This window comes from Halomonas sp. BC04 (genome assembly GCF_000568385.1).
Genome location: NZ_AZQX01000368.1, coordinates 1 through 9,156 on the forward strand (window position 1 = coordinate 1; position 9,156 = coordinate 9,156).

Consider the following 9,156-nt stretch of genomic DNA (forward strand, 5'->3'; position numbering starts at 1 on the left):
CGGTTGCGGTGCACCTGGACCTGGCCGAGGACGAGGCGGCCATGGACCTGCGAGCCGAACTGCTGGGCCTGGCTGGAGGAAGGCAGCGCCGCCGCGACGTGGCGCTGCTGGAATCCCTTGCGCAACTGTTCATGGTACGAGATGCCATTCGGCATCTGGGTCTCGGTGAAAGGGAGGCAGGCTAGATGGGTATGGACCAGGCCGCCGGGCTACGCAAGTGGGCGACCACCACGCCAAGACCCTCCCAGGAGGCGTGTCCCGATCACGTTGCCGAGATGCTGGTGACCCTGGGAGGGGCGCAGCCCAGCGCCCCCTCGAGACCCACCGGCTCGGCTCGGCCTTCCACGGCCCCGCGACCGGCACGCCCGCCCGGAAAGGGAGACGACACTGATGGTGCTGGGGCTTCCCGGTAACGGCGCGCATCATACAGGCAGGGTGAATGAGCTCTTTGAGTCCTGGGCCAATGAGGGTCGCGAGTGGGTGGGAAACCCCCATGCCTGGCGGGTGGTGGCACTGCCTGCCGGTAGTCCGCACCTGTCGGTGCTTGCCGGCGAGCAGTCGCGCTGGGCACTCTGGGTGGATGCCGACCAGGAGGCGTTCCGTCGCGCCTATCGAGTGCTGAAACAGGTTGCCGAGCAGGGAGGGCCGCAGCGAATGCTCCTGGTCCACCCTCCGGGCGTGGGACGACAAGGCCTGCTGAGCAATCTGCGTCATGCCGCGGCGAGCTACCTTGGGATCGAGCTRCTGGTATTGGCGAGATGAAGCCGATGCAGCGATCGTGGACGAGGCTGGTGCTGGTGCTGGGGCTGGGGCTGGGGCTGGGAGGCGTGCTCGTGGCCACTCTGGCACAGGCATCGGGCAGTTGGGTTGCCAGTGCCCCGGCAGTGCAGGTAGTCATGTCGGACCGGCAGGCCCAGTCCGCGGACATGGTGCCGCCCACGGCCGAGTTGGCCCGGGACCAGGTCATGGGGCGGGTAAGCTGGCAGTTCCAGCCCCCGCCTGGTGCCGAAGTGAATGCCCGGCTCTGCCACGCCGGTGGCTGCGTGGCGCTGACAGGGCCGCGGGGGCACACCGAGGCATTCGCCGGAATACCGGCTGACTCGGCACTCTACTTCCAGTTTTCGCTGCAGGATCGCGGACAGCGGGCCATGACGTTGCAGGGGCTGCAGGTCATCGTGAACCACCATGAACATGAGCGCGCTTCCTCGGCTTCGTATGGCGATAGGCGACGGGAGAGTGGGCGTTGCGATAGTTGACGGCACTGAAGCAAGCGTAACCTTTTGAGTGAATCAGAACCCTTTGAAATGGGCTGGCAGCCACGAGAGCAAGCGTATGTACACAGCACGAGGCAAGATAGAGCAGGGGGACATGCTGGCGGAGTATCTCCCGCTGGTCAGGCGTCAGGCGCTCTCCCTGCAGGTGCGTCTTCCGGCGAGTATCGAGCTGGATGACCTGATCCAGGCGGGTACGGTCGGGCTGCTGGAAGCCATGGGGCGTTTCGATTCCTCTCAGGGAGCCAGTTTCGCCACCTTCGCCAGCCAGCGCATTCGTGGCGCCATGCTGGATGAGTTGAGAAGCCGGGACTGGCTTCCCCGCAGCGTGAGACGCAATGCCAGGGCGGTCGATGAGGCCGTCAGGCGGCTGGAGCAGCAGCTCGGGCGACACGCCGAGGAGACGGAGATTGCCGCAGAGCTCGACATGGACCTGTCGACCTATCGCCAGTTGTTGAACGATACCAACAGCGGGCATTTGCTGCCCTTCGAGGCGTTGCTGGCAGAGGGTGTGGAACCCGGTGTTGCCGACGCCACCCTGGATACGCCCTACAAGCAATTGATCGACCAGCAGAAGCGACAGCAACTGGTGGAAGGGATCGAGGCGTTGCCTGAGCGGGAAAAGCTGTTGATGGCACTCTACTACCAGGAGGAGCTGAACCTCAAGGAGATCGGTGTCGTGATGGGCGTGACCGAGTCGCGGGTCTGCCAGCTCCACAGCCAGGCGGTCAGCCGGCTGCGCAGCCGGCTGGGTGAGCAGGAAGAGTAGCCGGCCTTGCGTCGTTCAAGACCTGGCATCACAGGTCATTCATCAGGGCTCGTGCGCTGGCCAGAGCGGCCATGTAGCAGCTGTGGAGCTGGTCGGCCGGCATGTCGTTGATGGCTTCCTCGACCTGACGCTCATGGTTCTCGCAGAGCGTCAGCACCGCGCCGAGGGGGCCTGCACGGTCCTTGACGGCGTTAATGATGTGCGGGTTGAGCGGCAGCTGGGCGAGCAAGGTGTCGCGGTCCTCCTCGAGGAGGGCATCCATCATCGAGAAGAGGCCGGTGGTAAAGGCGTCTTCGGCATCCAGGGTAGGGAAGGGGGCCGAGAGGTTGCGGCACATGAAGGCACGAATCAGCGCCATGCGCAGGATGATCCGTGAGGAAGGCTGGAGGCTGGCGAGTGTCAGTGTCAGGATGAGTCGCCTTAGCTCGATGAGGCCGAGCACCTGCATCGCCCGGTGCAGGTCGATCTCCTTTCCGCCGCGGTTGTAGTAGTTCGAGTTGGCACGGCGCAGTACGGCCACGTGAAGGTGAGGTATCTGTACCACGAGCTCCTGGAGGCGATGCATGTCGCTATCGTCCTCGTACAATGCTCGAATCAGGCGTATCTGCGCGGCGCGGTTGCCGTGTCTTCCCCGAGGCGGGGAGGCGATGAAGCTGGGGCGAGCCAGATAATGCCCATTGAAGTAGGCGCAGCCAATCTCGCGATAACGCTCGAGTTCTTCACGATCCTGGATGTTTTCCACCAACAGCTTGATGTTGCGCGCAGGAAGCCGTTCACGGGTCTTGGCATCGATTTCCTGGGGTGTCTTCACCAGAATGATGTCGGTCCTGGGGAGGATCTCCTCGAGATGCTGCATCACCAGGCTGGCGGGGAGGACGATGCGATAGCCCCGTTCCCGCATGTCGTCCAGGCGCTCGAGCAGCCTGTCATCCACCTCCGGGAGATCGGCGATGCCGATGGCCATGCGCGGGGCCGGGGTAGGCAGCAGCTCCGGGCGGTCGAGCCATATCATGGGCAGATCCACGAAGAGCGTCCGTTCCGCCAGCAGGCCGGCGTCGCCGAGTTCATAAACCGCACTGGAAAGCGCCCTGGCAGTGGCGGCCATGGTGTCGTCGGACTCGGCCATGCCGCTTTGTCGATAGACCAGACGGTCCGCCACATGGGCGTGTTCCCCGTCGTGAATCGGGTGGAGGGCAATGGTGCAAGGATTGAAATCCGCTTGCTCTGGCATGCTGCTGGGCTCCCTGCTGAGCGACATCTCACTCAGGATGTTGTCATGATGCGACGTTCTGCGTGTATTCGACCGATCGAGGTTCTTGTCACCCCGCTAAAGTGCCCGTCTCAGGGTGTCGAGCCGGGGCTCAAGGCCGGTAACCAGGCTCGTCAGGCTGGGGCGGGCATAGTAGAAGCCTTGTTGATGCGTCAATCCGTTGCGCCCCAGCCACAGGGCCTCTTCACGGGTTTCCACGCCTTCGGCGATGAGGCCGATACCCAGGGCACTGCCGAGCCCGACGATGGCCTTGAGGATCGCCTGCCGGCGTGGGTCGCCGTCGCAGCCATCCACCAGGACCCGGTCGATCTTGAGCCGGTCCGGGCGCAGGTCGGTGAGCAGATCGAGGTTGGCGAAGCCATTGCCGAAGTCGTCCAGGGCAGTGGTAAATCCCATGCTGCGATAGGCCTCGATGATGCCATGGAGATGTGCCTGGCTGCTGACCTTCTCGGTCTCGGTGATCTCGAAGACCAGCCGGTCGGTCGGCCAGCCCACCTTGGTGGCGATGGCCAGGGTGGCCCGGATGCAGGCGGCGGCTCGTAGACGGCATTGGGCAGGAAGTTGATCGACAGGTCTTCGGTCATGCCCAACTGGCTGGCGAGTTCGATTGCTTGATGCGGCAAGCCTGGTCGAAGCGGTAGAGCAGGTCGGGGGTGACCTGGGACAGGATGCTATAGGCCGATTCGCCGGCGGGGCCGCGGACCAGGGCTTCATGGGTGGTGACGCGGGCGGTCGCAAGGTCGACGATGGGCTGGAAGGCCATGGTGAATTCGAACGGGAGCGGTCCCTCGCAGATGATGCAGCGGCCTTCCTTTTCGGCGCATTGGTGCATGGGTACTCCTGTCGTCTCTGTTGCTGTCGGGCACGGACTTCCTGTTACCCGCTTCATCGGCAGCAGCGAACAAAACTTGAGCCCCGTTTCCACCCTTGGCTCATTCAGCACAATTCAGAAGCACGTGAGAATTTTTGACATACATCAAGTTCGGTCGGATTCAGCACAGGTCGTACCTCAAGTTGCGGCACCATCGGCCGATTGATGCCCTAGACTCGAAGCCCCATCAGGAGCCTGCATGAACCCTTCAACCATCATCGGTATGTTCGCCAGCGTCATTCTGCTGGTCAGCGTACTCTTCTTCACCGCCGAGTCGCCGCAGAGTTTTGTTAACCTTCCCGGACTTGCCATCGTATTGGCCGGCACCATGGCGGCCACCTTCATCAGCTATCCGCTGAAGGAAGTCCTTAGGGTCGTGCGCCTGGTGGGGCTGGTGTTTCGGCGTGAGAATACCTATACCCGGGACGATATCAAGGAACTGGTCGATATCTCGCGGCTGTGGTTCAAGGGCGATGTTCGTGCCGTCGAGGAGGCCCTGGAGAAGGCGCGCAACCCCTTCCTGCGCACCGGCATCCAACTGGTGATAGCCAATACCAAGGAGGACGAGATCTTCGATCTGCTGCGCTGGCGCATCGCCCGCCTAAAGGCCCGTGAACATGCCGAGGCGCAGATATTTCGCACCATGGCCACTTATGCACCGGCCTTCGGCATGATCGGCACCCTGGTAGGGCTGGTCAACATGCTGGAAGTCATGGAGGCCGGCGATCTTCACGTCATCGGCCCGCGGATGGCCATCGCCCTGCTTACGACATTCTACGGCATCCTGCTGGCCAACCTTGTGTTCAAGCCCATTGCGGTGAAGCTCGAGCGACGCACCGAGGAGCGCCTCATCGCCATGAACATGGTCTTCGAGGGGATTTCGTTGATCACCAAGCGGCGCCTGCCCTCCTTTATCGAGGAGACCCTCAACTCCTTCGTGGCCAATTATCACGACGAGATCCGCGATCCCATCGTGTCTAGCCGTTCGCGTGGGGCGGACAGTGGACCGGCGGCAGGGAAGGGGCAGAATGCTTGATCGTGGCATGCGCGACATGCTTGACCCTCCGACGGTGGATGGTGACGGTGATGGCTGGCTGATGAGCTATCTCGATGTCCTCACGCTGCTCATCACTCTGTTCGTATTACTGCTCTCGCTGGCCGGCAACGGCCTGGCCACCCAGGGCAGCCGACACGGCGGCGAAAGCGCAGCATTCATCACGCCGCAGGCCGAGGCGGCGACGCGCATGGTGGCGGGCTCAGGCTCAAGCCGCGCCATGAGGGTCTGCAGCCGCGCTTCCCGGGGCTTGATATCGAGGGCGTCAGCGTAGCCGAGGGGCAGCAGGGCATCACGCTGCGTATCGACGACAATCTGCTGTTCTCGAGCGCTCAGGCCGACCTGACCGAGCAGGGGCGCGAAGTACTGGGCAGCCTGCGTGAGGTGCTGGGAGCCTTCGAAGGCGACGTCTCGGTGGAGGGGCATACCGACAGCATTCCCATCGCGACGGCACGCTTCCCCTCCAACTGGGAACTCTCGTCGGCGCGGGCCATTGCGGTCCTGCGCTACCTCGCCGAACTGGGCATCGATATCGAGCGACTGCGGGCGGTGGGCTATGCGGAGACGCGCCCGCTGGAGAGCAATGACAGCGCAGAGGGGCGGGCCATGAACCGCCGCGTGGAACTCCTGCTCAAGCAGGAGCTGGGTGCGAGATGACGTTAGATGATGTGATCTGTAAGGTTCTCCAGCGATGACTTCTGCCCGGGATCAACCTCTGCAGCGGCGCTGGTCGGCATTCCAGGCCGCCATGATCTATACCGTGGCGGTCGCGCTTGTGCTGCTTGTCATCGTCTGGGCCTTGAAGGAACGCCACGACCGTGAGCTGGATGCTGCCCAGGGCCGTGTGCTGGCACAGGCTGAGCTGATGGCCGAGTGGGCTTCCGGTACCTTCAACAGCACCGACAACACGCTGAGCGGCCTGGCCAACCTCTTTGCGCTGTCCATCGATGGCGATATCGATCAACGCTTCGCCAGGGCCTTTGAATCCCTGGTCTCCCAGCGCCAGCAAAGCCTGCCTTTTCTGGATGCCCTCGGGATCATCAGTCATACCGGCGAGACACTCTATACGATGGGGAACCCCGGGTTCCCGGGACATGACATGGAGGAGCGTGCCTTCATCCGCAGGTTTCTCCAGGACCATGAACAAAGCCATTCCGACAGCTACTGGAATCCGGAGTCGGGCGATCATCGCATGCTCTACCTGAGGCGCATGTATGATGCCGACGGGTTTTTCCTCGGTGTCGCGGCGGCACGACTGGATCTCTTCTTCTTCACCCATGCGCTTCAGCGACTGACGCTCGATCCTGGTGAGAGTATCGCCGTTATCGACGACAACCTGCGCCTGATCGCTCGGCGGCCGGATCTGGAGAACCTGCCCATGACACAGGCGCTGGGCATGCAGGTCGATGCCCCGGCGGTAGCCGAGCTCATTGCCGGTGAGCGAAGTGGGGCCATTACCCTTCGCTCGCCACTGGCCGGGGACAGCCGGATCTTCGGCATCGGGCGAGTCGAGGGCATGCCGATCGTGGTCGTCGTGGGCTACAGCGTACGCAGCGTGCTCGCCTCCTGGTATCAGCAGGTGGTGATTCTGACCCTGGGTTGGCTGCTGACGGCGGCACTCGGCCTGCTGATCCTGCTCCACTATCTGCGCCTTTCACGCACGGAGGCAGAGCTTCAGTGCAGCGAGCAGGCGCTGCGGGAGATCAACCACTCCCTGCAGGCGGAGTTGCGGATCGCCGCCATGGCATTCGAGACGCACCTGGGCATGTTCATCACCGACGCAAGGGGATCATTCGCAAGGTCAATGTCACCTTCGAGCACATCACCGGCTACAGCGCCGAGGAGGTGCTGGGCGAGAATCCCCGCCTGCTCAATTCCGGCCGTCACGATGCCGATTTCTATCGTGAGATGTGGGGCAGCATCCATGCGAAGGGTAGCTGGCAGGGCGAGGTCTGGAACAGGCGCAAGAACGGCGATACCTATCCCCAGTGGGTCACCATCAGTGCGGTCAAGGATGCACAGGGGGAGGTCACCCACTACGTGGCGACGATCAGCGACCTGACGCACCGCAAGGCGGCCGAGCAGGAGGCGCATCGGCTGGCCTTCTTCGACCCGCTTACCGGGTTGCCCAACCGGCGCATGATGCTCGACAGGCTGGAGCAGGCACTCGGGGCGTCACACCATAGCGACCAGCAGGGCGCCCTGCTGTTTATCGACCTGGATGGCTTCAAGCATATCAATGACAGCCTGGGTCATCAGCTTGGCGACGAACTCCTGCAGCTCATGGCCAGGCGTATCCAGGCCGTCAGCCGCGATGCCGATCTGGTGGCACGATTGGGGGGGGACGAGTTCGTGATCCTGGCGGAAGGTCTGGGCGAGACCATCGACGGCGCGTCCCAGGCGGCGGAACGCCTGGCGACCAGGCTGCTGGGCAAGCTGACACAGCCTTGCTGGTTGGGCGACCACCGCCACCTGCTCTCCGGCAGCATCGGCATCACCCTGCTCGGCGATGGCACCTGCCGAGTTGACGAGTGTCTACAACAGGCCGAGATGGCCATGTATCAGGCGAAGCAGGCGGGACGCAACACGCTGCGCTTCTTCGACCCGTGATGCAGGCGGTGGCGGTGCGGCGCGCCATGATCGAGTCGGACCTGCGCCAGGCCATTCGCCGCGGCGAACTGCGGCTTTTCTACCAGGTACAGGTAGACGGCCATTCGCAGGTGACCGGGGTCGAGGCGCTGCTGCGCTGGGAACACCCGGGTGCACGGCATGATTCCACCTGGCGATTTCATCCCGGTCGCCGAAGAAAGCTACCTGATTGTTTCCATTGGCGGCTGGGTGCTGGAGACGGCGTGCCGACAATTGGCAAGGTGGGCCGGTGCCCCGGAAACCGCCGGACTGACCATGGCGGTCAACATCAGCCCGCTGCAGTTTCAGCAGCCGGACTTCGTGACTCACCTTGAAGCGATACTCAAGATGACCGGGGCACGCCCGGAGCGGTTGAAACTGGAGCTAACCGAGACGCTCTTCATGGAAGAGCCCGATGCGGTCCGCGAGACGATGCTGCGCGTCCAGGCCATGGGGGTGCGCTTTTCGCTGGACGACTTCGGCACCGGTTACTCCTCCCTCTCCTACCTCAATCGCCTGCCGCTCGACCAGCTAAAGATCGACCAGTCATTCGTTCGTACCCTGTTCGAGGATACGTCGAATGAAGTGATATCCGCCTCGATCATCAGCCTGGGGTGCAACCTGGGGCTCGAGGTCATTGCCGAGGGCGTGGAAACCCAGGCGCATCGCGACTGGCTGGAGGCCCATGGCTGCCATGCCTACCAGGCTATCTCTACTCGCGACCGCTACCCATCCATGAGCTGACAGGGTTGCTGGAGTCCTCCGCCTGCGTCACCCGCTCCTAGCCGGTGGCACAGGCAAAGTCGATCAGTCTTCCACCCGACCCAGCAGCAGGAACTCGATCAAGGCCTTCTGGGCATGCAGGCGATTGCCGGCCTCCTGCCATACCACGCTGCGGGGGTCATCGAGCAGCGTCTCGCTGATTTCTTCACCACGATGGGCCGGAAGGCAGTGCAGGAAAAGCACGTCTTGGCGGGCGCGGTCGAGGAGCGCCTCGCTGACCTGAAAGCCGGCGAAGTCCGCTTCACGCTTGGCCTGCTCCTCCTCCTGGCCCATGGAGGCCCAGACATCGGTTGTGACCAGGTGGGCATCGGCCACAGCCTGCTGCGGATCGTGGAGGATGCTGACGCGATCGCCTGCGGCATCGACAATGTCCTGGCGCGGCTCGTAGCCCTCGGGGCAGCAGATGCGGAGCTGGAAATCGAACTGCCGTGCGGCGTTGATCCAGGAGTGGCACATGTTGTTGCCGTCGCCGATCCACACGGCGGTGTGCCCCTTGACGCTGCCGCGCAG

The 9,156-nt window shown here is 63.2% G+C and carries 14 protein-coding genes and 3 pseudogenes; 12 read left to right on the forward strand and 5 right to left on the reverse strand.

Annotated features, from left to right (window positions below):
- The 5 genes from Q427_RS32810 to Q427_RS24790 form a co-directional block, all read left to right on the forward strand.
- Positions 1 to 185: hypothetical protein (locus tag Q427_RS32810; protein WP_043518017.1), on the forward strand; the 185-nt coding region annotated here is incomplete at its 5' end.
- Complete coding sequence (locus tag Q427_RS31660; RefSeq protein ID WP_155833686.1) at positions 186 to 413, forward strand: hypothetical protein; 228 nt, start codon at positions 186 to 188, stop codon at positions 411 to 413.
- Between the two features lie 22 nt (positions 414 to 435).
- Entirely contained in the window at positions 436 to 762 is a 327-nt protein-coding gene (locus Q427_RS24780; RefSeq protein WP_155833687.1) for a hypothetical protein, read from the forward strand.
- 5 nt (positions 763 to 767) lie between these two features.
- The gene (locus Q427_RS24785; protein WP_197030822.1) at positions 768 to 1,256 is read left to right on the forward strand and encodes a flagellar protein FlhE; all 489 of its coding nucleotides are present in this window, start codon (positions 768 to 770) and stop codon (positions 1,254 to 1,256) included.
- 76 nt (positions 1,257 to 1,332) lie between these two features.
- Entirely contained in the window at positions 1,333 to 2,040 is a 708-nt protein-coding gene (locus tag Q427_RS24790; protein WP_043518018.1) for an RNA polymerase sigma factor FliA, read from the forward strand.
- A gap of 28 nt (positions 2,041 to 2,068) precedes the next feature.
- Here the strand turns inward: Q427_RS24790 and Q427_RS24795 are convergent, their stop codons facing one another.
- The 3 genes from Q427_RS24795 to Q427_RS37130 all read right to left on the reverse strand — a co-directional run bounded on the left by Q427_RS24795 (position 2,069) and on the right by Q427_RS37130 (position 4,142).
- The gene (locus tag Q427_RS24795; RefSeq protein WP_043518019.1) at positions 2,069 to 3,271 is read right to left on the reverse strand and encodes an EAL and HDOD domain-containing protein; all 1,203 of its coding nucleotides are present in this window, start codon (positions 3,269 to 3,271) and stop codon (positions 2,069 to 2,071) included.
- A 96-nt stretch (positions 3,272 to 3,367) separates the two neighbouring features.
- Positions 3,368 to 3,805, reverse strand: a complete 438-nt coding sequence (locus tag Q427_RS37125) for an EAL domain-containing protein (protein ID WP_442905569.1) — start codon at positions 3,803 to 3,805, stop codon at positions 3,368 to 3,370.
- An 85-nt stretch (positions 3,806 to 3,890) separates the two neighbouring features.
- A complete protein-coding gene (locus Q427_RS37130; RefSeq protein WP_442905571.1) occupies positions 3,891 to 4,142 on the reverse strand; it encodes a hypothetical protein in 252 nt (83 codons plus the stop codon).
- 238 nt (positions 4,143 to 4,380) lie between these two features.
- Between Q427_RS37130 and Q427_RS24805 the strand changes: the two genes are divergently transcribed.
- The 3 genes from Q427_RS24805 (at position 4,381) to Q427_RS36565 (ending at position 5,892) form a co-directional block, all read left to right on the forward strand.
- Entirely contained in the window at positions 4,381 to 5,217 is an 837-nt protein-coding gene (locus Q427_RS24805) for a motility protein A (RefSeq protein ID WP_043518020.1), read from the forward strand.
- A complete protein-coding gene (locus Q427_RS36560; RefSeq protein WP_043518021.1) occupies positions 5,210 to 5,509 on the forward strand; it encodes a flagellar motor protein MotB in 300 nt (99 codons plus the stop codon). Before Q427_RS24805 ends, Q427_RS36560 begins: the two co-directional genes overlap by 8 nt.
- A 101-nt stretch (positions 5,510 to 5,610) precedes the next feature.
- The gene (locus Q427_RS36565) at positions 5,611 to 5,892 is read left to right on the forward strand and encodes an OmpA/MotB family protein (RefSeq protein WP_331280703.1); all 282 of its coding nucleotides are present in this window, start codon (positions 5,611 to 5,613) and stop codon (positions 5,890 to 5,892) included.
- Here the strand turns inward: Q427_RS36565 and Q427_RS37135 are convergent.
- Positions 5,867 to 6,877 (reverse strand): hypothetical protein, encoded by a 1,011-nt coding sequence (locus tag Q427_RS37135; RefSeq protein ID WP_197030823.1) that lies wholly within the window; start codon positions 6,875 to 6,877, stop codon positions 5,867 to 5,869. The two genes, Q427_RS36565 and Q427_RS37135, sit on opposite strands and share 26 nt — an antisense overlap.
- Before the next feature lie 35 nt (positions 6,878 to 6,912).
- On the opposite strand from Q427_RS37135, the pseudogene Q427_RS37140 reads away from it, so the two are divergent.
- From Q427_RS37140 to Q427_RS34820, 4 genes and pseudogenes are all read left to right on the forward strand, one after another.
- A pseudogene (locus Q427_RS37140) lies at positions 6,913 to 7,263 on the forward strand (PAS domain-containing protein); the annotation flags it as partial.
- Between the two features lie 12 nt (positions 7,264 to 7,275).
- Positions 7,276 to 7,845 (forward strand): GGDEF domain-containing protein, encoded by a 570-nt coding sequence (locus Q427_RS34815; protein ID WP_051496685.1) that lies wholly within the window; start codon positions 7,276 to 7,278, stop codon positions 7,843 to 7,845.
- Positions 7,846 to 7,871: 26 nt separating this feature from the next.
- Positions 7,872 to 7,937 (forward strand): annotated as a pseudogene (locus tag Q427_RS37145) (hypothetical protein); the annotation flags it as partial.
- A 67-nt stretch (positions 7,938 to 8,004) separates the two neighbouring features.
- Complete coding sequence (locus Q427_RS34820) at positions 8,005 to 8,607, forward strand: EAL domain-containing protein (RefSeq protein WP_269321316.1); 603 nt, start codon at positions 8,005 to 8,007, stop codon at positions 8,605 to 8,607.
- Between the two features lie 63 nt (positions 8,608 to 8,670).
- On the opposite strand, the pseudogene Q427_RS24830 reads toward Q427_RS34820, so the two are convergent.
- Positions 8,671 to 9,156, reverse strand: a pseudogene (locus Q427_RS24830) (ornithine carbamoyltransferase); the annotation flags it as partial.

Coding starts and splice junctions, on each gene's coding strand:
- Q427_RS31660 (WP_155833686.1), top strand. CDS start 186: ATGGGTATGGACCAGGCCGCCGGGCTACGCAAGTGGGCGACCACCACG.
- Q427_RS24785 (WP_197030822.1), top strand. CDS start 768: ATGCAGCGATCGTGGACGAGGCTGGTGCTGGTGCTGGGGCTGGGGCTG.
- Q427_RS24790 (WP_043518018.1), top strand. CDS start 1,333: ATGTACACAGCACGAGGCAAGATAGAGCAGGGGGACATGCTGGCGGAG.
- Q427_RS24795 (WP_043518019.1), bottom strand. CDS start 3,271: ATGCCAGAGCAAGCGGATTTCAATCCTTGCACCATTGCCCTCCACCCG.
- Q427_RS37130 (WP_442905571.1), bottom strand. CDS start 4,142: ATGCACCAATGCGCCGAAAAGGAAGGCCGCTGCATCATCTGCGAGGGA.
- Q427_RS24805 (WP_043518020.1), top strand. CDS start 4,381: ATGAACCCTTCAACCATCATCGGTATGTTCGCCAGCGTCATTCTGCTG.
- Q427_RS36560 (WP_043518021.1), top strand. CDS start 5,210: ATGCTTGATCGTGGCATGCGCGACATGCTTGACCCTCCGACGGTGGAT.
- Q427_RS34820 (WP_269321316.1), top strand. CDS start 8,005: ATGATTCCACCTGGCGATTTCATCCCGGTCGCCGAAGAAAGCTACCTG.